The sequence below is a fragment of the Affinirhizobium straminoryzae genome (assembly GCF_007004135.1).
GTDB lineage: Bacteria > Pseudomonadota > Alphaproteobacteria > Rhizobiales > Rhizobiaceae > Neorhizobium > Neorhizobium straminoryzae.
On the sequence record NZ_VJMG01000017.1, the window covers coordinates 59610 to 80848 of the forward strand.

Sequence of the window (21239 nt, forward strand, 5' to 3'; positions counted from 1 at the left end):
TCCGCCCCGGTCCAGTCATACTGCATGATGCGGCCTTTCTGTCGCCGTGGCCCGGCTCCTCATGAACGGGCGGGGGACGAAGGCAGATTGGCATTCCACCTGTCGCAATCCTGTCACGGTCGGCCTGCGCGAGGCTGGCCACGACGATGCAGCAGGCGTGACGGGCGGCAACCGCAAGAGCGTCATTCCAGGCGCGCCCCGGCGCCGGCGCGGGCGGCCCGTCCGCCACGCCGTCCCCCGGCTGCGGGCGGCGGCGCCACCGGCGCTGCGGCAGCGCCGGGCTCTGCCGGCTTATGGTCGCGATAGGTCATGATCCAGTTGGCGCAGTTGGCATCCGTGCCGTTCAGAACATTGGCGGCGCGCACGGCTTCCATCTCTTGCGGGCGGCAGGGGTTCATGATGGCGGATGTCATGCCGGCCCCGATCACCATGGGAATGAAGCCGGCATTGATGCCGTGCCGGTGCGGCAGGCCGAAGGAGATGTTGGACAGTCCGCATGTGGTGTTGACCTTCAACTCGTCCCGCAGGCGCCGCAGCAGCTGGAACACCTGCCGGCCGGCATCGCCGAGCGCCCCGATCGGCATCACCAGCGGATCGACCACCACGTCTTCCGGCTTGATGCCGTGATCCATGGCGCGTTCGACGATCTTCTTCGCCACCGCAAACCGCACGTCGGGATCCATCGAAATGCCGGTCTCGTCGTTGGAGATCGCCACCACCGGTACGTCATATTTGCGGCAGAGCGGCAGGATGGCCTCCAGTTTCTCTTCCTCGCCGGTCACGGAATTGATCAGCGGCCGCCCCTTCGCCACCTTCAGTGCCGCCTCGATGGCGGCCGTCACCGAACTGTCGATGGAGAGTGGCACGTCCACGAGGTTTTGGACGATCTCCAGCGTCTGGACGAGGAGGGCGGGTTCGGTCTCGTTGGGATTGACGGAGGTGACGCCGGCATTGACGTCCAGCATGGTGGCGCCTGCCGCCACCTGCTCCAGCGCATCCCTGATCACCGTCTCGAAATTGCCCTCGATCATTTCCGCCGCAAGCTTCTTGCGCCCGGTCGGGTTGATCCGCTCGCCGATCACGCAGAAGGGCTGATCGAAGCCGATGACGATTTCGCGGCTGGCGGATGCGACGATGGTTCTGGTCATGTCAAGCCTTGCCTCCGGATGGGGTCGACCGGGTGTTCCCGCGCCGGCCGCCTTGATGCCTCACGCGGGTTCGCGTCCGCCTGCCTTCACAAGCGCCACGAGCCTCTCCTGATCGTATGTACCTTCCAGATCCGCCGCGGCGCGGTCCGCTTCCGCTTGCAGATCGTCGGAAACGGGCATGGGGTCGCCCTTGCGCCACTCGGCCAGATAGGCGTCGGTTTCGGCTGCACCGCTGCGCATGGCGCACAGGTCGATCGCCTCGGTGAAGCGGAGGGACAGTTCGCGCTTTGCTGTCTTGCGGCCCTGGCGGATGATCACCTGGGCCGGTATGTCACGCCAGTAGACAATGATCCGATCGGCCATGCGCTTCATCCTCCCTCATGGGCCAGAATGCATGGGCTGGAGCGGTGGGACTGCGCTCGGCGCGACGCGTGGTGGCGCAAACACGCACACGCCGTCGCTCACGGGCCTACCAGATGCCGCGCGTGAGGCCGTGACGGAGATAGGTCCAGACCGGCGGCGGGAACCGGAGTTCGGAGCGTCCCGCGGGGCGCCGCGGCTGCAACGTGCCGTTGATCGCATCCTCGATTGCCTGGGCGGCAATGCCTGTGCCGGCCGCCGTCAAGAGCAGCGGATAGGTGGAGATCGTATCGCGGGGGGAGGGCTTTACCCGCACCTCGTAAAGGGTATCACCGGTATCGATGCCGATATCGACCAGATGGACTGTCGCGCCGAAATTCTCCTCGTCGCGCTCCACCCGCGACCAGTATCCGCCCATCTGGCCGCGATAGGTGGGGTTGATCCCGGCATGAAAATTCAGGAGGGGACAACGGATTGCCGCCAGCGTGCCGCGCGATAGCGGACGACAGGAAATCAGGAATACCACGTCAGGCTGCAGTCGCTGGATCAGCGCTTGTGTATCCTTGCTGTTCAGTGTCTCCACACGCGTCACCGGAACACCTTTGCTCTCGCCGGCCCAGAGCTTGTATTCCTCGAGGATTTCCTCCGTGCGGCGGATGGCAAGGTTCTTGCCGACACGGGACAGGCTCATCGTGGCGAGCTGCCCGAGGGCGGTCAGTCGTCCAAGCCTGCGCACGCGGCGCCGGTAGATTTCGCGCTTTGTCTCGTAGTTCTCCTGGATCACGTGCAGTTTCGGGAACTGTCGCGCCAAGGCGTTGATCATGATCTGCGGGTTCAGCCCGCCCGATGTCATCAGGATTACTTTTGCGTTGCGCGTGTCCGGCATCGTGTTCCGCTCGTCTCGATTGGCGGAACATATAGGCGAGGCCGCGGAAAAAACAGTTAAATGAAAGCGATCGCTTTTATAAGATCACCAAATCCTGTGAATCGGTATTCATAGGCGAGACCCAGCCGCTCGGCGGCTTGTTTTGCCTTTGCCTGCAACGCTTCGTCTTCCTCCTGCGCCAGATAGACCAGGGTACGATAATTGCCGAAATAGATGTCGCGCAGTTCCGGGTGCCGGTCGAGCCCCAGCGGCTCGATGACGAAGGCGTCAAACTGGCGGGCCAGAAAATCGGTGAGAAAGAAGGCGCTCAGGTCCTCCTCGGCGCGTGCGGCAAACAGCGCGTTGCCCGAAAAGAAGGAATAGCAATGGGGCCCTTCGATGCGGCGAATGCCTTCCCGTTCGCAGAGCCGGTCGATATCACCGCCCGTGCCGCAATCGGCATAGGCAAAGAAGATCTCCTCGAAGCCGGCGGCCCTTGCCTCCGCCACAGCCAGTTCCAGCCCCGGAACGATCTTCTCGGGATAGGCATGCCAGATGGCGGGCAGGCAATGCAGGTCGATATGCTCCAGTCCCTGCTGCCGCATCACGGCCAGAATTTCACGTGCAATCGCGCCGCACGCAATCACGTGAACCTTTTTGCCTCTGGAACGTTGCAGAGGCGGAAATGCTGTTTCCGACACAATCCTGTCCCATTCCACTGGAGTTCATCATCATGACGGCCAAGACCTTCACTGTAATCGCCGCCCTTTTCGCCACCATGCTTTCGCTCTCGTCCTGCGGCAACACGATCCGCGGCATGGGCCAGGATGCAGCCAACACCGTGAATGCCACGCAGGACGCCGGCCGCCGCGTCGAACGCGCCGCCAACTGATCGTCAGCGCTGAACCGTCCGCAAACGGCGAGGGGAGCCGGCCGCAGGGCCGGCTTTTCGGTTTCAGCCGGCCGCCAGCTGATTGTGCTTGCGGCGAATGAACTCCTTCGCGGTTTCGACCGCGACGGCCGCATCCCGGCAATAGGCATCGGCACCGATTGCCTTGCCGAATTCCTCGTTCAGCGGCGCACCGCCCACCATCACGATATAGTCGTCGCGAATACCCTTTTCCTTCAGCGTATCGATCACGACCTTCATGTAGGGCATGGTGGTGGTCAGCAGCGCCGACATGCCGAGGATGTCGGGCTTCTCGCGTTCCAGCGCATCGAGATAGTTCTCGACCGGGTTGTTGATGCCAAGATCGACCACATCGAAGCCGGCCCCCTCCATCATCATGCCGACAAGGTTCTTGCCGATGTCGTGAATGTCACCCTTGACGGTGCCGATCACCATCTTGCCGAGTTTCGGTGCACCGGTTTCGACGAGAAGCGGCCGAAGAATCGTCATGCCGGCCTTCATCGCATTGGCGGAGAGCAGAACCTCCGGCACGAACAGAATCCCGTCGCGAAAGTCGATGCCGACGATCCGCATGCCCTCGACCAGCGCCTTGGTCAGCACGTCATAGGGCGTCCAGCCGCGGTCGAGCAGAATATGCGTGGCTTCCTCGATCTCTTCCTTCAGCCCGTCATAGAGATCGTCGTGCATCTGCTGCACAAGCTCTTCGTCGGACAGTTCGGACAGAATGATCTCATCATCGGACATGGTCAGCTCCACAGGTTGGAGATCGCGATGCAGGTCGCGGGCAGAGGCTCCTCCAGACTGCCCGCAGATGCAGTGTAACGTCATGCCGTCTCGAATTTGAAGCGTGAATGCGACGGCACACCCATCATTCGCGACGCAATTGGAATGGTCGATGTCCGTTCTCAACCATGCGGTGCCGCAGATGGACCATTGTTTGCGGGGCGCTGGCCTACCATGGCATCATCGCCGAGCCCGAGGAAGCCTGTGAGGAGGAGCCAGCATGGACGCAAACAATCAGACCGACGAGGGCCAGGGGGGGCGTCGGGGGCGCGGCGAACGCGGATCGGCCGCACGGCGCGCAGCGCGCGGCGGCAGCGGCCCGTCTCCTTCGATGCCGTTCATCATGCGGCGCATCGGTGTCTACGAGGTGCTGGACGAGGAGGGGCTGTCGCTGATCGAGGCCAATGCCGATACGATCATGGAAGAGATCGGCATCGAATTCCGCGACGATGCGGAGGCGCTGGCGCTCTGGAGGGCGGCTGGCGCCGATGTGCGCGGCCAGCGCGTGCATTTCCCGAAAGGGCTTTGCCGCCAGCTTCTGAAGACGGCGCCCTCGGTCTTCACCCAGCACGCCCGCAATCCGGCCCGCAGCGTGCAGATCGGCGGCAAGGCAACCGTCTTCGCGCCCGTCTACGGCCCGCCCTTCGTGCGCGATCTCGACGGCAACCGCCGCTATGCGACCATCGAGGATTTCCGCAATTTCGTGAAGCTGTCCTATATGGCGCCCTCGATGCACCATTCGGGCGGCACCGTCTGCGAGCCGGTCGACATCGCCGTCAACAAGCGGCATTTCGACATGGTCTACAGCCATATCAAATATTCCGACAAGCCGTTCATGGGCTCGGTGACCGCGCCCGAGCGGGCAGCGGATTCGGTTGCGATGTGCAAGATCCTGTTCGGCGACGATTTCGTCGAGAACAACACGGTGCTTTTGAACCTCATCAACGTCAATTCGCCGATGGTGTTCGACCAGACCATGCTGGGGGCGGCCAAGGTCTATGCCCGGCATAACCAGGCCTGCGTGCTTTCGCCCTTCATCCTCTCCGGCGCGATGAGCCCGGTGACGGTCGCCGGCACGCTGACGCAGATTCTCGCCGAAGTGCTGGCAGGCGCCGCCTTCACGCAGCTGATCCGTCCCGGTGCGCCGGTGCTGTTCGGCACCTTCGCCGCGTCGATCTCCATGCAATCGGGCGCGCCGACCTTCGGCACCCCCGAACCCTCGCTCGTCTCGTATGGGGCGGCCCAGCTGGCACGGCGCATGGGGCTTCCCTTCCGCACCGGCGGCGCGCTGTGCGGCTCCAAGGTGCCGGATGCGCAGGCCGCCTTCGAAAGCGCCAATACGCTCAACACCACGCTGCTGGCCGGCACCAATTTCGTGCTGCATGCGGCCGGCTGGCTGGAGGGCGGGCTCGTTTCCTCCTATGAGAAGTTCATGATCGACCAGGACCAGCTCGGCATGTTGCAGAAGATGGCGGAAGGGGTGGACCTCTCCACGGGCGGCCAGGCGCTGGAGGCGATCCGCGAGGTGGGACCGGGCGCGCATTATCTCGGCTGCGCTCACACCCAGGCCAATTTCCAGACGGCTTTCTACCGTTCTGCGCTCTCCGACAACAATTCCTTCGAACAATGGGAGATCGAAGGTGCCAAGCGGATCGAGGACCGCGCCAATACCATGTGCCGCGCCTGGCTGGAGGCCTATGAGGCACCGCCCCTCGATCCGGCCATCGACGAGGCGCTGCTGGCCTTCATCGCCAAACGCAAGGAGAGCATGCCGGACGCCTTCACTTGAAGGGAGCCCGATGCCGCCAGGGAGCAAGGCGGGGCCGCGCAGGTGGCCGATACCATCCAGAAGGAAGTCTGGCGGCCCTATGGCCGCTGAGACGACGGGATGAAAAGCCGTGGGGAAGATCGTCCGCTTCCCCAACGGGGCACGGCAGGCGGCGCGGGCGCGGCCTGCCTCAGACGCGGGCCTTGGGATAGGCGCGCGCCATGCCGCCGGAGCGTGTCAGACCGTCGCGGAAGGCGAGAAAGGCCGGATGCTGGCTGGAGCGCGCGGCTTCCATCAGGCGGATCTGCAGGCGGCCGGGGGCGGCGCTTCCCAGCCATTGCCCGCATTTCTGCAGCTTCAGCGTATTGAGGAAACGGCTTTCCGAGGCGTGGTGCAGGTAAAGATGCAACCCGTCGAGCAGGGCGTCGTCGCTGACGGGATTTTCCATCAACAGCTGCAGCCAGGACTGGTTCTCGCCGGCCATGCCGCCGAGCGCCTCGGCGACGGTTTCACGGGTTGCCACGGTGGATGCTGTGCTCATGCTCGTCTCACGTCAGGTCTTGCGGCGACGCCGTTCGCGTCCCGTTTCGCCGCCGGCCTCGCTGGCGGTCTTGTTGCGCAAGGGGCCGATCCGTTCCACGATCGTTTCGATGGTGGGGCGGGGGCCCGGTGTATGCTCGTCAAGGGCTGCGCGCATCGCGGCGAGATGACCGCACGAGGTGCCGCAGCAGCCGCCGATGATCTTGGCACCGGCGTCTCGCGCGAGCCTTGCGTAATCTGCCATCAGGGGCGGGGTTCCGGAGTAATGGATTTCGGCGCCGCGAAATTCCGGAATGCCGCAATTGCCCTTGACCACGATGGTGGCGTTCGGTGCCGCCTCGGTGATGTCGAGCAGGCTTGCGAGAATATCGGAGGCGCCGACGCCGCAATTGGCACCGACGGCGAGTGGTCCATCGCCCATGGCACCTGCCACGTCCGGCAGGTCGCGCGGCGAAAGCCCCATCATCGTCCGGCCGGCCGTGTCGAAGGAGGCGGTATAGACGAAGGGCAGGCCGACGGCGACGGCTGCTTCCGCCGCAGCCCTGATTTCATCGGCGGCCGACATGGTCTCGATCCAGGCGATCTCCGCGCCGCCGGCTTTCAGCCCCTCGATCTGCTCGCGGAAGGCTGCGACCGCATCCTCATAGGACAAGGCGCCGAGCGGGATCAGCAATTCGCCGGTCGGCCCGACGGAGCCCGCCACGATCACCCGACGCGGCGCGCGGTCGGCAACGCTGCGGGCGATCTCTGCGGCACGCTTGTTGAGGGCGAAGACGCGGTCCTCAGCATGATGCAGTTTTAGCCGGTGGCGGGTGCCGCCGAAGGAATTGGTGAGGATGATGTCGGCGCCCGCATCGACGAAATCCTGATGCAGCGTGTCGATGCGCTCGGGATGGCTTTCGTTCCACAGTTCCGGGGCCTCGCCGGCCTCCAGCCCCATGGCAAACAGGCTTGTGCCGGTGGCGCCATCGGCCAGCAGCACGCCCTTTTTGGCCAGCAGATCCTGCAGCGGATTGTTCATCTCGACGCCTTCCTCCACAGCCGCCGTTTGGTCCGGCAGCCTTTCCTCTCTTTGCCGAGCGGCCTTGCGCCAGCCTTGCCGGATTGGCGTTATTCGGCGGCGATCTGTGCCGTATCCTCGTGGCCGACCGGTGTGACCATGGCCGAAATCAGCGATGTCAGATCAATCTGGCCGATTGGCTTGCCATCCCCGTCCAGCACCTGCGCTACGCTGACGCCTGCCGCCGTCATCTGCTTGGCTGCCGTCTCGAGCGTCGTGCCGCTCGGCAACGCGAAAGTGCCCGCGATGCCGGCCGCCGGCGTCATCACTGTCTGCACCTGGATCACACGACCGCGATTCACCTCCTTCACGAAGGAGGCGATATAGGGATCGGCGGGGCGCAGCACGATTTCCTGCCCGCTGCCCTGCTGGATCACCTCGCCGTCGCGCAGGATGGCGATCTTGTCGCCAAGCCTCAGTGCCTCGTCCAGATCGTGGGTGATGAAGACGACGGTCTTCTTCAGCTCCGCCTGCAGGTCGAGCAGAACGGTCTGCATATCGACGCGGATCAGCGGGTCGAGCGCCGAATAGGCCTCGTCCATCAGCAGAATGTCGGCATCGTTGGTGAGTGCCCGGGCCAGCCCGACGCGCTGCTGCATGCCGCCCGAAAGCTGGTTGGGATAATGGTTCTCGAAGCCCGACAGGCCGACACGCTCGATCCACCGCTGCCCCTTCTTGCGGCTTTCGCTGCGGGGCACGCCCTGGATATCGAGGCCGTAGACGGTATTTTCCATCACCGTGCGATGCGGCAGAAGCGCGAATTTCTGGAACACCATCGCCGTCTTGTGCCGCCGGAATTCCCGAAGGTCCGATTGCGACATGCGGCAGATGTCCCGGCCGTCATAGATCACCTCGCCGACGGTCGGTTCGATCAGCCGGTTGATATGACGGATCAGCGTCGACTTGCCGGAGCCGGAAAGGCCCATGACCACGGTGATGCAGCCGCCGGGCATCGCGATGTTGATGTCCTTCAGGCCGAGAACATGGCCGTGCCGTTCGTTCAGCTCGGTTTTGGATATTCCCGCCTTGACGGCCTCCACATGCGCCTTGCCGTTCGGGCCGAAGATCTTGTAGAGGCCGCGGATCTCGATGCCGTGACTAGCCATGCACCACCTCCGTGTGTTTCTGCAGCCGCTTGCCGAAGGCCTGGCTGGCGCGGTCGAAGATGATGGCGATAGCCACCAGTGCAAAGCCGTTCAGGAAGCCGAAGGTGAAGAACTGGTTGTTGATCGCCTGCAGCGTGTTCTTGCCGAGCCCGCCAACGCCGACCATCGAGGCGACGACGACCATCGCAAGCGACATCATGATGGTCTGGTTAATGCCGGCCATGATCGTGGGCAGCGCCAGCGGCATCTGCACGTTCCACAGCTTCTGTCCCGGCGAGGAGCCGAAAGCATCGGCTGCCTCCAGCACGTCGCGATCGACGAGGCGGATGCCGAGATTGGTCAGCCGGATCATTGGTGGCACGGCATAGATGACGACCGCGATCAGGCCCGGCACCTTGCCGATGCCGAAGATCACCACGACCGGGATCAGGTAGACGAAGCTCGGCAGCGTCTGCATCACGTCGAGCACCGGGTTGATTGCGGCCTGCACCCGGTCCGAACGCGCCATCAGGATGCCGATCGGCATGCCGATGATGATCGCGATCAAGGTGGCGACGGTGACGATCGCAAGCGTCACCATCGTGTCTTCCCAAAGCCCGACCACGCCGATCAGCACCATTCCGAACGCGGTTCCAAGCGTGATGGCCTTGCTGCGGCTGGCGAGATAGACAATTGCCAGCATTACCGCCAGCACGACGATCCACGGCGAATTGACGAACAGCTTTTCCAGAAAGTTCAGAAAGGCCTGCAGCGGCTGGACCACGGCATCGATCAGGTGTGCATGCGATCGCACCTGGGCGCGGAAGCCGTCATCGATGGTCTTGCGCGCCAGGCGGATGTAACTGTCGCTGACCGCCGGAAAGCTGCACAGGATATCCGGCAGGATGGAGCAGGTTGCCATCATTCCCCCTTTTTCTTCTTGTCGTTCAGCCGTGGCCTTCCCTCAGAACGCCCACGGCCCGATGACGCTGCCGGCGCCGTATCAAGCGCGCCCGCGCGTACGAAAAACGGCCCTGCGCCGGGGAGGGCAGGGCCGTTCGGCACTACATCAGAGCGACGCCTTGATCTTGTCTGCGACCTGCGGCGACACCCACTTGGTCCACATGGCCGGGTAGGTCTTGAGGAAGTAGCGCGCGCCATCCTCGTTGGTGCCCTGATTGCCGTCCATCCAGGCCAGAACCTTGCCGACGGTCTGGTTGTCCCACTGGCGGGTCTTCACGTAGTCCATGGCGACGCCGGCTTTCTTGGCAAAGTCCTTTGTCACGACCGTGAAGACATCCGAGACGGGATAGGAGTTGACCTTGGCGTCCGCACAGTCCGGAATGGCGGTGCACTTGTCCCACTCGGCCTTGTCATGCGGAACGCCGAAGGAAAGGCGGACCATATCGTATTTGCCGAGAATGGCGGTCGGCGCCCAGTAATAGCCGAGCCAGCCCTTCTTGTTTTCGAAGGCATTGGCGATCGAGCCGTCGAGGCCGGCGGCCGAGCCGGTATCGACGAGGTCGAAGCCAAGCTTCTTCGCACCGAGCGCGCGATAGAGGTTGGCGGTGGAAACCTGACAGTTCCAGCCGGCCGGGCAATTGGTGACCGCACCCTTCGACGGATCTTCCGGGGCGGGGAACAGTTCCGGATGCTTCAGGGCATCCTGCACGGTCTTGATATCGGGATGGGCGTCGGCGAGGAATTTCGGGATCCACCAGCCTTCGACGCCGCCGTCAGACAAAAGCGGTGCGGCCTGGATCAGCCGTCCCTCGGAGATCGCCTTGTCGAGGGCGGTGCGCACGGCATTGACCCACAGCTCCGGCGCCACGTCCGGCTGGCCCTTTTCGTTCATCGACGTAAAGGTCGGCATGGTGTCGCCGGTCACCAGCGTCACATTGCAGCCATACCCTTTTTCGAGGATCAGCTTGTCGACATGCGCGGCAACGCCGGCAGACGCCCAGTTCATTTCGGCAATGGAGACATCGCCGCAATCCGCGGCCTGGGCCGCCCCGGCCATGCCATAGAAGCCCGCCACAATGGCGGCGGAAGCGATAAGTTGTTTCATCGTCATAAGACCTCCCAGTCTTGACCGGATTTCTTCACCTTGAAGTACAACAGACATTCGACACTTGCTGTGTATTGCCGTTCGACAGGTCGAACAGCAACAATACATGCGGGGCCGGTTTCACTCCGGCCTCCATTCAATGGCCTGCCCGCGAATCCGGCATTTGCCGAAGTTACGCACGACGTGTGACAGTTGATGGAGCCTAAGGTTTCCCCACGGAAAATCAACCTTTGGCCGACCCCGTTCATTTCGAAGATGCCGATGTGAGTGGCAAACTCAATTCAGGATTGTGTTTAAAAATAAGCGTCTGCACGCAAACTGCGCAGGTGCTGAAGCCCTTGCAGACACAGGAACAGGCGGGGCGAAATTGTCAGGCCCGAGGTTTGACAAAGCCTGTTCGATTAGCGTCCTCGTCGTCATGCGAATGGGAAAATGGGACACTCAAAAAAAAATCGAAGGAACGCGGAATTTTCACCAAAACTAACCGCTCGGTAACACTTCAGCGGCTATCAGTCGGGCGTGGCAAGGCCATGAGGCTCCGGATGGGTAGTGCGTACCGGAGCCGTTTATCGATCAAGCGATCGCGAATCGCTTATCCGGTCAGCGTTTCTTTTCCTCGACAGACTATGTCAGCCTGCATTTCCGGTGCGGATGAAGCCGAACCAGCGGCGGCGGGTGTCGAGCTGCGTGAGGCGATCTTCGGTCGCACGCTGGGGAGCGCGCGAATCCCAGGCGATGGAGAGGCGATCGCCGGTTCTGAACACATAAAGCATGGGTGTTTCCTTGGGTGGCGCCGGTTCTGTCTGGCGCGTCTTGTTGACGGCGCTCGCACTACGCCTTTGCCCGCGATCTCGCAAAGCCGTAGCGCGGCATTGGATGTCGCAAATGGATCATGCGACGAAATTGCGACGCGGTTGACAGCGAAAGCCACTTCGCGCACCTTGAAGACGACGGTTGATGTGTCTTAGGGCGCGCGACCGGGCGGGCCGATCGATGATCCCATCCGGGGTCGGCGCCGGGTTACGGATTGTGTCGCCGCAGGGTGCGGCGGCAGGCCGTGAGCCGGTGATGGCCTGTCGGGACGGACCATGATCAGCCGGGCGGCGACCTCTTGATCTACGAATTCGCCGCTTTTCATGGCTCCATGTCCCGGCAGGCCGGCTCGGCTTTCTTCTCTTCCATCGCTCAGGTGCATGCATGACATCGTCCCGGACCGGCAAGATTACTCTGGTGCTGGGCGGCGCGCGCTCTGGCAAGTCACGGTTTTCGGAAGAGCTGGCAAGCGAAAGCGGCCTTGAGCGCCATTACATCGCGACCTCGCAGGCCTTCGATGACGAGATGCGCGCCCGCATCGCAAAGCATCGCGCCGATCGCGGCGAGGGATGGGTGACGCATGAGGTTCCGCTCAACCTCTTGTCCGCGCTGCAACAGGTGGCACGGCCGGAGCGTGTCGTTCTCGTGGATTGTCTGACGCTGTGGGTCACCAATCTGATGATGGCGGAAGCGGAGGTCGATCGCGAAGGCACGGCCTTGGCTCAAAGCCTGCGGCAGCTTGCCGGCCCCGTCATCCTCGTCTCGAACGAGGTGGGGCTCGGCATCGTTCCGGACAACCGTATGGCGCGTGCCTTCCGCGATCATGCGGGGCGGCTGCATCAGGCGGTGGCCGCCATGGCGGACGAGGTGTTCTTCATCGCCGCCGGCCTGCCGCTCCAGATGAAGGGCTGACGGGCGAGCGAGGGGCTGTGTCAGATCCCCAGCCAGATCCGGATCGGATGGGCCGGATCGGAGAGAAGCTTGGCTGCCATGGCGATGCAGGAGATGACGAGCAGCGGCTTGATCAGCTTCGCACCGCCGCGCATGGCAAGCCGCGAGCCGATCTGCGCGCCGATCAGCTGGCCGACACCCATGATCAGGCCAAGCTTCCAGAAGATTGCCCCGTTCACCGCAAACACGCAGAGCGAACCGAGATTGGAGCCGAGGTTCAGAAGCTTGGTATGGGCTGTTGCCTTCAAGAGACCGAAGCCGGCCAGAAGCACGAAGCTCAGCATGTAGAAGGAACCGGCGCCCGGGCCGAAGATGCCGTCATAGAGGCCGACGGCCGGTACGGCGGTGATCGCAAACACCCCGGCCGTCAGCCGACGCGTGCGATCCTCGTCGGAGAGGTTCGGTTTCAGGGCGAAGAACAGCGCGATGCCGACCAGCAGGAAGGGGATCGCCGCACCCAGAAAGCGACCCGGCACATGTGAAGCGATCAATGCGCCTGCGCCGCCGCCGGCGAAGGCGATGGCGGCCATCGGCAGCTGTTCCTTCAGTTTCACATGGCCCCGCCTGGCATAGGCGATGGTGGCGGAGGCGGCGCCGAAGGGGCCTTGCACCTTGTTCGTCGCCAGCGATTCGAGCGGTGGAATGCCGGCCAGCAAAAGCGCCGGAATGGTAATCAGGCCGCCGCCACCGGCAATCGAATCGATGAATCCGGCAAAGATGGCGGCGAGAAACAGAAGCGTGATGACGTGGGGAGCAAGGTCGTGCAAGGCGGGACTCGGGGGGGGGGGGCTTGAAGCCATGGAAGACGTGGTGCGCGCGCCTTGTGACACTACGGGCGCAGGGTGGCAAGATGGCTCGGACCGGTGCCCGGCGGCCTTGTGCGGGAAAAGCGCGGCGCGCCCTTGCGTCTGCCCAAGTCGGCGTTATGGTGCGCCGCTTTCCAAATCTGCAGGATGCTTGCGATGCACAAGGTCATATTCGACACCGATCCCGGCATTGATGATGCCATGGCGCTGCTGTTTCTCCACCGGCACCCTGAGATCGATCTGATCGGCGTGACCACCGTCTTCGGCAATGCGCCGATCGAGATTACCACTCGCAATGCGCTCTATCTCGGCGAAGCCTGGAATATTCCGGCACCCGTCGCACAGGGCGCCGGCCACACCTTCGATCCCGCGCGCGGCGGCAGCTATTGGCCGACCGCCATTCACGGGCATAACGGCATCGGTGACGTGCCGGTGCCGGAAGCCGTGTCGCGCACGGCCGATCCGCGTCCGGCCTACCAGTTCATCATCGATACCGTGCGCGCCCATCCGGGCGAGGTGACGCTGATCGCCGTCGGCCGCATGACCAATCTGGCGCTCGTCCTGAAGCACGATCCGGATGTGGCAGCCCTGGTGAAGCAGGTCATCATCATGGGCGGCGCCTTCGACATCAACGGCAATGTCTCGCCGGCTGCCGAAGCCAATATCCATGGCGATCCGGAAGCAGCCGACCTCGTCTTCACCGCGCCGTGGCGGGTGGTCGTCGTCGGCCTCGACGTCACCATGCAGACCGTGATGACCAGCGGTTTCCTCGCCGAGATGGTGGCCGGCGGCCGCGCCGATATCAAGCTTCTCTCCGACATCTCGCAGCTTTACATCGACTTCTACAAGAGCCGCGTCGGCGACGGCATGGTGGTGCATGACAGCTGCGCCTGTGTCTATCTCGTGCGGCCCGACCTGTTTAAGACGCGCAGCGGTCCGATCCGCGTCGTGTGCGGCGGCATTGCCGATGGCCAGACGATCCAGAAGCCGGATGGCCGAGGTTTCCCGCCGGGGCCCTGGGACGGTCATCCGAGCCAGCTGATCACCACAGACGTGCAGCCGGACGGCGTTCTTTCCACCATCCGGGCAGCACTTGTGGACGGGAGGGCGGCCTGACCGGGCGTTGCAGTCCCGCCAGATGCTGTTTGCGCAACAGTTCAGGTGCAAAATTTCCCTCCCGGCATCGCAGGCCATTGGCATTGATGCCGGTTTTCCCTATGTGGAACATCAAACGATCAGACTTCAGAGGATAAGAGCGTGACCGCTACCTTCGACAAAGTTGCCGATATCATCGCCGAAACGAGCGAAATCGACCGCGACACCATCACCCCGGAAAGCCACACCATCGATGACCTCGGCATCGACAGCCTGGACTTCCTCGACATCGTTTTCGCGATCGACAAGGAATTCGGTATCAAGATCCCGCTCGAGCAGTGGACGCAGGAAGTCAACGAAGGCAAGGTTTCGACCGAGGAATACTTCGTGCTGAAGAACCTCTGCGCCAAGATCGACGAGCTGAGGGCAGCCAAGGGCTGAGAAGCCGGCTGCGAGGCGAATGCTTCTTGAATATTTCCAGATGATCGATCGCGTCGAAGCGGTCGATCTTGAGGCGAAAACGCTGACGGCACGCTCGGTCGTGCCGTCGAAAAGCCCGGTCTTCGAAGGCCATTTTCCCGGCATGCCGCTGGTTCCCGGCGTCCTCCTGATCGAGACCATGGCGCAGGCGAGCGGCTTTCTCGTGCTCGGCGCGACGAACTTTGCCGCCATGCCCTTCCTGATGTCCGTCGATGGCGCCAAGATGCGCACCTTCGTCGAACCTGACGCGGTTCTCGACATCGAGGCGTTTCTGGAGCATGAGGGATCGGGCTATGCGGTGACGAAGGCAAAGATCTCGTCGGCCGGCAAGAAGGTGTGCGACGCGCAGCTGAAGCTGCGCACCATGCCCTTCGATCAGGTGCCGCTGGCCGAGATCGTGCGCCGGCGTGCCGGCGAAGTCGGGCTTATGGATGCACTGGCCGCCCGCGCCTGAAGAGGCCGTTGAACGGCGGGTGAGAAGGATGATCTCGAAATGAGCAGTTCAGACAAGGATGTCGTGATCACCGGTCTTGGCATCGTCACGTGCCAGGGCGTCGGCAAGGCGCCGCATGTGGCGCTTCTGACCGGCGGGGCCTCCGCGCGCCCTCCCGTGGAAACGGATCGCTTCAAGCCCTATCCCGTGCATCCCATGCCGGAGATCGACTGGTCGCAACAGATAGCCAAGCGCGGCGATCAGCGCCAGATGGAAAACTGGCAGCGTCTCGGGGTGTTCGCCGCCGGGCTGGCGCTCGATGATGCGGGCCTGAAAGACAATGCGGAAGCCTGCGGCACGATGGACATGATCGTGGCAGCCGGCGGCGGCGAACGCGACATCAAGGTCGATACGCTGATCGTTGACGAGGCGCTGAAGCGCAATGACCGCGAGATGCTGCTGAACGAGAAGCTGACCACCGAACTGCGTCCGACGCTGTTCCTCGCCCAGCTTTCCAACCTGCTCGCCGGCAATATCTCCATCGTGCACAAGGTCACCGGTTCCTCGCGCACCTTCATGGGCGAGGAAGCCGCCGGCATTTCCGCCGTGGAAACCGCCTATCACCGCATCAAGTCCGGCCAGTCTACCCATTCGCTGGTGGGCGGTGCCTTCGTGGCGGAGCGTGCCGATATCCTGCTGCTCGTCGAGGGCATCCGCGCCCACGCGACGGGTGACTGGCATCCGCTCTGGTCGCGCGCTGTTGAAAACGGTGGCGGTATGATCATGGGCTCGGTCGGCGCCTTCCTCGTGATGGAAAGCCGCACGCATGCGGAAGCCCGTGGCGCGCATATCTACGCGGTCATGGATGCCATCGAAGGCGATCGCGGCAATCGTGACGACCGCGGGCTTGAAAAGCGTCTCGGCCGGATGAGCGGTCTTGCCGCCGATGTGACGCCCGGCGATCTCGTCGTCTTCTCCGGCTCAAGCGGTCTGGTCGATCTCGCCGCCCGGGAGCGTGCCGCGCTCGAAGCCGAATTTCCGGGCGCCACGATCCGTGGCTATGGCGGGGTGACCGGCCATGCCATGGAAGCACAGTTTCCGCTGGGGCTGGCGCTCGCCGCCCTCTCGCTCGACCACGGCGCCCAGGTGCCGGTCTTCGATGCGGATCACGAAAAGCCGATGAACGGCGGTGCGACCCATGCCGTGGTGACCACCGTCGGCTATCTGCGCGGCGAAGGGCTTGCCGTGCTGTCGAAGAACGGCTGAGGATGACATCATGAGCAATGCTGCCTTCAAAGACCATCTCGGCCGCCCGATCATTGCCGTCACCGGCATGGGCGTCATCACCTCGCTCGGCCAGGGGCTGCAGGACAACTGGGCCGCCTTGACCTCGGGCCGGTCCGGCATCCACAAGACGACGCGGTTCCCGACCGAGGGCCTCTCCACGCGCATTTCCGGCACGGTGGACTTCATCGATGTGCCCTATCCGAATTCGGTGGAGCGCTCCTTCGCCATGGCCCGCGAAACCACCACCGAGGCCCTGGCGCAGGCCGGCCTTTCCGGCGATTTCGCCGGTCCGCTGTTTCTCGCTGCCCCGCCGGTGGAACCGGAATGGAGCGCCCGCTTCGAACTTGCCGACCGCGCGCCGCCGCCGTCCGCCGAAGCGGATGCCTACGACCGCTTCCTGACCGCGATGCGCGAGCGCCCCGATCCGGTCTTCCTCGAAGCTGTGCAGTTCGGCTCGATTTCAGAACGCCTCTCCGACCATTTTGGCACGCGCGGCCTGCCGGTGACGCTGTCGACGGCCTGCGCGTCCGGCGCGACCGCGATTCAGCTCGGCGTCGAGGCGATCCGCCAGGGGCGTACCGATCGTGCCCTGACCGTGGCGACCGACGGTTCCGTCAGCGCCGAAGCGCTGATCCGCTTCTCGCTGCTCTCGGCCCTCTCCACCCAGAACGATCCGCCCGAAAAGGCCTCGAAGCCGTTCAGCAAGGACCGTGACGGGTTCGTGATTGCCGAAGGGGCCGCAACGCTGGTGCTGGAATCGCTGGAATCGGCGGTGGCCCGTGGCGCCAGGGTGCTCGGCATCCTCAAGGGCTGCGGCGAAAAGGCCGACCATTTCCACCGCACGCGCTCCTCGCCGGATGGCGGTCCCGCGATTGCCACGATCCGTGCGGCGCTGGAAGATGCCGGCATGGATGAAGGCGGCATCGGCTACATCAATGCCCACGGCACCTCGACCCCGGAAAATGACAAGATGGAATATGGCGCGATGCTGGCCGTCTTCGGCGACCGGCTGAAGGATGCCATCCCGTGCTCGTCCAACAAGTCGATGATCGGCCATACGCTGACGGCGGCTGGAGCGGTGGAGGCGGTGTTCTCCATCCAGACCATGCTGACCGGCACGCTGCCGCCGACCATCAACCACGTCAATCCGGATCCGACGATCGTGCTCGATGTCGTGCCGAACGTGAAGCGGGACCAGCAGGTGAGGGCGGTGCTGTCGAACTCGTTTGGTTTCGGCGGTCAGAATGCCAGCCTTGTCATGACGGCGGAGCCGGCCTAAAGACCGGTTCCAAACTCGTCCGATCCCCGGACCCCAACACTCTTTGACGCCTCCGGGCGAAGGGAAACACTCATGCGCGCCTTGCAACTGATCGATGACCGCCGTCTTGAATCGACCGACATTCCGGAACCGGAGGCGCCGGCACCGGGCGAGGTGACGCTTCGGGTCAAGGCGGTGGCGCTGAACCACATCGATGTGTGGGGCTGGCGCGGCATGGCCTTTGCCAAGCGCAAGATGCCGCTGACGATCGGCGCGGAAGCCTCCGCCGTGGTGGAAGCGATCGGCCCCGGCGTGTCGAACGTGCTGCCCGGCCAGCTGGTGTCCGTCTATGGCGCGCGTACCTGCGGCCTCTGCAAGCCCTGCCGCGAAAAGCGCGACAATCTCTGCGAGAACGTCGCGGGTGTGCATGGCTTCCATCTCGATGGCTTTGCGCAGGAAAAGATCAATATCCCGGCCCGCCAGCTCGTTGCGGCCCCGCCCGGCGTCGATGAAATCGGCGCGGCGCTGGCGCCGGTCACCTTCGGCACCGTCGAGCACATGCTGTTCGACAATGCCAAGCTCGAGCCCGGCGAGACGATCCTGGTGCATGCCGGCGGCTCCGGCATCGGCACGGCGGCCATCCAGCTTGCCAAGAAGATGGGCTGCACGGTCATCACCACGGTCGGTTCGGACGACAAGATCGAGAAGGCGAGGGCACTCGGCGCCGACCACGTCATCAACTACCGCACGGACCGGTTCGAGGGCGTGGTGCGCAAGCTGACGAAGAAGAAGGGCGTCGACGTCGTCTTCGAACATGTCGGCAAGGATACCTGGGCCGGCTCCATGCTGGTTCTCAAGCGCGGCGGACGTCTCGTCACCTGTGGCTCCACCTCCGGCGTCTCCACCGAAGTCAACCTGATGATGCTGTTCCAGCAGCAGTTGAAGCTGCTCGGCTCCTTCGGCTGCCGCATGGAAAACATGGCGAACGCCATGCAGAAGATGGCGCGCGGCATCGTGCATCCGGTCATCGATACGGAAGTCACCTTCGGCGAGATCGACAAGGCGCTCGAGCGCATGGAAGGCCGTCAGATCTTCGGAAAAATCGTTCTGAGGATGGACTGATCCCTTGAAGATGCTGATCACGCGGATCGTGCTGGCCGTGCGCCACACCCAGCAATGGCTGGTGGCGCAGGCAGTCTTCGGCTTCCTCAATCTGCTGAAGCTGCTTCCCGCCGATCCGGCCATCCGCTTCATCGACTGGCTGATGCGTCAGATCGGCCCGCTGACGCCGCGCCACCGGCTGATGCTGGTGAACCTTGCCAACGCCTATCCGGAGAAGACCGAGGCCGAGCGTGCGGCGATTGCCGTGGCCTCCTGGGGCCATATGGGGCGGCTTGCGGCGGAATATGTCTTCCTCGACCGCCTCTTCGACTTCGATCCGCAGGCGACGGAGCCGGGCCGGGTGGAGGTGGAGGGCATTCCGATCTTCCTCGACCTGCGCGACAATCCGCGGCCCTTCATCGTCTTTACCGCCCATACCGGCAATTTCGAACTGCTTCCGGTGGCCGGCAATGCCTTCGGCCTCAACGTCACCGTGATGTTCCGTCCGCCGAACAATCCCTATATCGCCGAAAAGGTGTTCTCCTTCCGCGCGGCCCGCATGGGCAAGCTGGTGCCTTCGCATGCCGGTTCTTCCTTTGCGCTGGCGCGTCAGCTGGAGGCCGGCAAGGGGATTGGCGTGCTGGTGGACCAGAAGTTCCAGAAGGGGCTCAAGACCGACTTCTTCGGCCGGCCGGTGCAGACCAATCCGCTGCTGGCCAAGCTGGTGCGCCAGTTCGACTGCGAGGTCTATCCCGCCCGCTGCATCCGCTTGCCCAACAATCGTTTCCGGCTGGAGATCGAGCCGAGGATCGAGATTCCCCGCAACGAGAAGGGGGCCATCGACGTGCAGGCGACCGGCCAGATGCTGAACGACAAGGTGGAAAGCTGGGTGCGGGAGCATCCGGAACAGTGGCTGTGGTATCACGACCGCTGGAACATCAAGCACAGCCTGAAGGGCTGACCCCGCCTTTTGCTGTCGGTTCCTATGATCGACACTTGGTATCAGTCCTCGGCGTCCCTGCCTTCCTGTTCCATGATCGCCTTCAGGGTCGACAGGTCCCGCAGCACATGCGCGGCATCCTGTTCGAACTGCGCCTCGCTCTGGTCCGGCAGGCGTGTGACCATGAAGATCGCCTCTGCGCCGTCGCCGTTCGGCACGATCCGGAAGGCATTGTGCACCTTGAGGCCGGAGGGCATGTGCACGACATGGTCGATCACGCCGAAGTCATTGGCCGGAGAGAATGTCACCCGCACCTGACCGAGCGGCCCGCCATCGGCCAGCCAGTCCTCGCCGTCACGTGTGAGGCCTGCGCCGAGGCCGGAGGCCCAGTGGGCCATGTTGTCCGGCTGGCGGGCGAAGTCGTAGACCGCGCGCCAGTCGCGATCGATCGACAGATGCACGAGTTTGGCCGTCATCGGGGACATCCGAAACCTCCATCCTGTTCCTGCAATGTTCGTTATGGCGCAAGTGCTGCGAAAGGCAAGTCCGGCGCCAAGCGGGCGCGCGCGTGCTGCAACCCTGCCGGCGCAAATTTTAAACCGTTTCAGTGGGGCCTGACCTTGCCGTTCGTCAGTTAGAGTGCCAAAACAGCCACCCAACCGTATTGGAGGCACTCCCGTGGAACAGGCAGAAATCGGCCTTATCGGCCTTGGCGTTATGGGTTCCAACCTGGCTCTCAACATCGCGGAAAAAGGCAACAAGATTGCCGTCTTCAACCGCAGCCCCGAAGCGACCCGAAAATTCTTCGCCGAGGCCGGTGCACTGCAGGGACAGATCATTCCTTGCGAGTCGCTGGAAGAGTTTACCGCCGCCATCCGTCCGCCGCGGCCGATCATCATCATGATCAAGGCCGGCGATCCGGTTGACCAGCAGATGGAGCTGCTGAAGCCGTATCTCGCGGCAGGCGACATCATGATTGATGCCGGCAATGCCAATTTCCGCGATACCATGCGCCGCTTCGATGCGCTGAAGGATAGCCCGCTGACCTTTATCGGCATGGGCGTCTCCGGCGGCGAGGAGGGCGCCCGCCATGGTCCCTCGATCATGGTCGGCGGCACGGAAGAGAGCTGGAAGCGTGTCGAGAAGGTTTTGACCTCCATCTCCGCCAAATTCAACGGCGACCCCTGCGTTGCCTGGCTCGGCAATGACGGCGCCGGCCACTTCGTCAAGACGATCCACAACGGCATCGAATATGCCGACATGCAGATGATCGCTGAAATCTACGGCATCCTGCGCGATGGACTGAAACTCTCGGCTCCCGAGATTTCCCAGGTCTTCGGTCGCTGGAACGAAGGGCGCCTCAACTCCTACCTGATCGAGATCACCGAGAAGGTTCTCGCCGCCACCGACCCGGTCAGCGGCCAGCCGATGGTGGACGTCATTCTCGACGCTGCCGGTGCCCTTCTGGCCGGCAGCGTCGAGAATGAC

General features: G+C 63.4%; 24 protein-coding genes. 11 read left to right on the forward strand and 13 right to left on the reverse strand.

Annotated features, from left to right (window positions below; genetic code table 11):
• Positions 1 to 182: 182 nt before the first annotated feature.
• The 4 genes from FNA46_RS08005 to FNA46_RS08020 all read right to left on the reverse strand — a co-directional run bounded on the left by FNA46_RS08005 (position 183) and on the right by FNA46_RS08020 (position 3074).
• Positions 183 to 1148: a methyltetrahydrofolate cobalamin methyltransferase gene (locus FNA46_RS08005; protein ID WP_143124674.1), complete on the reverse strand. Its 966-nt coding sequence runs from the start codon at positions 1146 to 1148 to the stop codon at positions 183 to 185.
• Positions 1149 to 1208: 60 nt separating this feature from the next.
• Positions 1209 to 1511 carry a virulence factor gene (locus tag FNA46_RS08010; RefSeq protein ID WP_143124675.1) on the reverse strand — a complete coding sequence of 101 codons (303 nt, stop codon included), beginning with the start codon at positions 1509 to 1511 and terminating at the stop codon, positions 1209 to 1211.
• A gap of 106 nt (positions 1512 to 1617) precedes the next feature.
• A complete protein-coding gene (locus tag FNA46_RS08015; RefSeq protein ID WP_143124676.1) occupies positions 1618 to 2394 on the reverse strand; it encodes a formyl transferase in 777 nt (258 codons plus the stop codon).
• A gap of 56 nt (positions 2395 to 2450) precedes the next feature.
• Complete coding sequence (locus FNA46_RS08020; protein WP_425468685.1) at positions 2451 to 3074, reverse strand: DUF1638 domain-containing protein; 624 nt, start codon at positions 3072 to 3074, stop codon at positions 2451 to 2453.
• Positions 3075 to 3106: 32 nt separating this feature from the next.
• On the opposite strand from FNA46_RS08020, the gene FNA46_RS08025 reads away from it, so the two are divergent.
• Positions 3107 to 3265 (forward strand): entericidin domain-containing protein, encoded by a 159-nt coding sequence (locus FNA46_RS08025; RefSeq protein WP_143124677.1) that lies wholly within the window; start codon positions 3107 to 3109, stop codon positions 3263 to 3265.
• Positions 3266 to 3328: 63 nt separating this feature from the next.
• Here the strand turns inward: FNA46_RS08025 and FNA46_RS08030 are convergent, their stop codons facing one another.
• Positions 3329 to 4027: a corrinoid protein gene (locus FNA46_RS08030; RefSeq protein WP_143124678.1), complete on the reverse strand. Its 699-nt coding sequence runs from the start codon at positions 4025 to 4027 to the stop codon at positions 3329 to 3331.
• A gap of 259 nt (positions 4028 to 4286) precedes the next feature.
• On the opposite strand from FNA46_RS08030, the gene FNA46_RS08035 reads away from it, so the two are divergent.
• Positions 4287 to 5855, forward strand: coding sequence for a trimethylamine methyltransferase family protein (locus tag FNA46_RS08035; RefSeq protein WP_143124679.1), 1569 nt, complete (start codon positions 4287 to 4289; stop codon positions 5853 to 5855).
• A 169-nt stretch (positions 5856 to 6024) separates the two neighbouring features.
• Here FNA46_RS08035 and FNA46_RS08040 read toward each other — a convergent pair whose 3' ends face one another.
• The 6 genes from FNA46_RS08040 to FNA46_RS25965 form a co-directional block, all read right to left on the reverse strand.
• Complete coding sequence (locus tag FNA46_RS08040; protein WP_143124680.1) at positions 6025 to 6375, reverse strand: hypothetical protein; 351 nt, start codon at positions 6373 to 6375, stop codon at positions 6025 to 6027.
• A 12-nt stretch (positions 6376 to 6387) separates the two neighbouring features.
• On the reverse strand, positions 6388 to 7395 hold the full coding sequence (bmt, locus tag FNA46_RS08045) for a betaine--homocysteine S-methyltransferase (RefSeq protein WP_143124681.1): 1008 nt from the start codon (positions 7393 to 7395) through the stop codon (positions 6388 to 6390).
• A gap of 89 nt (positions 7396 to 7484) precedes the next feature.
• A complete protein-coding gene (locus FNA46_RS08050; protein WP_143124682.1) occupies positions 7485 to 8540 on the reverse strand; it encodes a quaternary amine ABC transporter ATP-binding protein in 1056 nt (351 codons plus the stop codon).
• Positions 8533 to 9441, reverse strand: a complete 909-nt coding sequence (locus FNA46_RS08055) for an ABC transporter permease (protein WP_143124698.1) — start codon at positions 9439 to 9441, stop codon at positions 8533 to 8535. Before FNA46_RS08055 ends, FNA46_RS08050 begins: the two co-directional genes overlap by 8 nt.
• A 147-nt stretch (positions 9442 to 9588) precedes the next feature.
• Positions 9589 to 10587: an ABC transporter substrate-binding protein gene (locus tag FNA46_RS08060; RefSeq protein ID WP_143124683.1), complete on the reverse strand. Its 999-nt coding sequence runs from the start codon at positions 10585 to 10587 to the stop codon at positions 9589 to 9591.
• A 629-nt stretch (positions 10588 to 11216) separates the two neighbouring features.
• On the reverse strand, positions 11217 to 11360 hold the full coding sequence (locus tag FNA46_RS25965) for a hypothetical protein (RefSeq protein ID WP_185969766.1): 144 nt from the start codon (positions 11358 to 11360) through the stop codon (positions 11217 to 11219).
• A 424-nt stretch (positions 11361 to 11784) separates the two neighbouring features.
• Here FNA46_RS25965 and cobU point away from each other — a divergent pair, with 424 nt between their 5' ends.
• On the forward strand, positions 11785 to 12312 hold the full coding sequence (cobU, locus tag FNA46_RS08065) for a bifunctional adenosylcobinamide kinase/adenosylcobinamide-phosphate guanylyltransferase (protein WP_143124684.1): 528 nt from the start codon (positions 11785 to 11787) through the stop codon (positions 12310 to 12312).
• A gap of 20 nt (positions 12313 to 12332) precedes the next feature.
• Here cobU and FNA46_RS08070 read toward each other — a convergent pair whose 3' ends face one another.
• A complete protein-coding gene (locus tag FNA46_RS08070; RefSeq protein ID WP_246102948.1) occupies positions 12333 to 13118 on the reverse strand; it encodes a TSUP family transporter in 786 nt (261 codons plus the stop codon).
• A gap of 195 nt (positions 13119 to 13313) precedes the next feature.
• Here FNA46_RS08070 and FNA46_RS08075 point away from each other — a divergent pair, with 195 nt between their 5' ends.
• From FNA46_RS08075 to FNA46_RS08105, 7 genes are all read left to right on the forward strand, one after another.
• A complete protein-coding gene (locus FNA46_RS08075) occupies positions 13314 to 14273 on the forward strand; it encodes a nucleoside hydrolase (protein ID WP_143124686.1) in 960 nt (319 codons plus the stop codon).
• 141 nt (positions 14274 to 14414) lie between these two features.
• The gene (locus FNA46_RS08080; RefSeq protein WP_143124687.1) at positions 14415 to 14693 is read left to right on the forward strand and encodes an acyl carrier protein; all 279 of its coding nucleotides are present in this window, start codon (positions 14415 to 14417) and stop codon (positions 14691 to 14693) included.
• 19 nt (positions 14694 to 14712) lie between these two features.
• Complete coding sequence (locus FNA46_RS08085; protein WP_143124688.1) at positions 14713 to 15186, forward strand: 3-hydroxyacyl-ACP dehydratase FabZ family protein; 474 nt, start codon at positions 14713 to 14715, stop codon at positions 15184 to 15186.
• A gap of 39 nt (positions 15187 to 15225) precedes the next feature.
• Complete coding sequence (locus FNA46_RS08090) at positions 15226 to 16431, forward strand: beta-ketoacyl-ACP synthase (RefSeq protein ID WP_143124689.1); 1206 nt, start codon at positions 15226 to 15228, stop codon at positions 16429 to 16431.
• A 10-nt stretch (positions 16432 to 16441) separates the two neighbouring features.
• Entirely contained in the window at positions 16442 to 17731 is a 1290-nt protein-coding gene (locus FNA46_RS08095) for a beta-ketoacyl-ACP synthase (RefSeq protein ID WP_143124690.1), read from the forward strand.
• A 72-nt stretch (positions 17732 to 17803) separates the two neighbouring features.
• On the forward strand, positions 17804 to 18832 hold the full coding sequence (locus FNA46_RS08100) for a zinc-binding dehydrogenase (RefSeq protein WP_143124691.1): 1029 nt from the start codon (positions 17804 to 17806) through the stop codon (positions 18830 to 18832).
• Between the two features lie 4 nt (positions 18833 to 18836).
• Complete coding sequence (locus FNA46_RS08105; RefSeq protein ID WP_143124692.1) at positions 18837 to 19772, forward strand: lipid A biosynthesis lauroyl acyltransferase; 936 nt, start codon at positions 18837 to 18839, stop codon at positions 19770 to 19772.
• A gap of 41 nt (positions 19773 to 19813) precedes the next feature.
• On the opposite strand, the gene FNA46_RS08110 is transcribed toward FNA46_RS08105, so the two are convergent.
• Positions 19814 to 20236 carry an SRPBCC family protein gene (locus FNA46_RS08110; RefSeq protein ID WP_143124693.1) on the reverse strand — a complete coding sequence of 141 codons (423 nt, stop codon included), beginning with the start codon at positions 20234 to 20236 and terminating at the stop codon, positions 19814 to 19816.
• Positions 20237 to 20429: 193 nt separating this feature from the next.
• Here FNA46_RS08110 and FNA46_RS08115 point away from each other — a divergent pair.
• The coding region (locus tag FNA46_RS08115) for an NAD(P)-binding domain-containing protein (protein WP_185969767.1) at positions 20430 to 21239 on the forward strand (810 nt) is incomplete at its 3' end.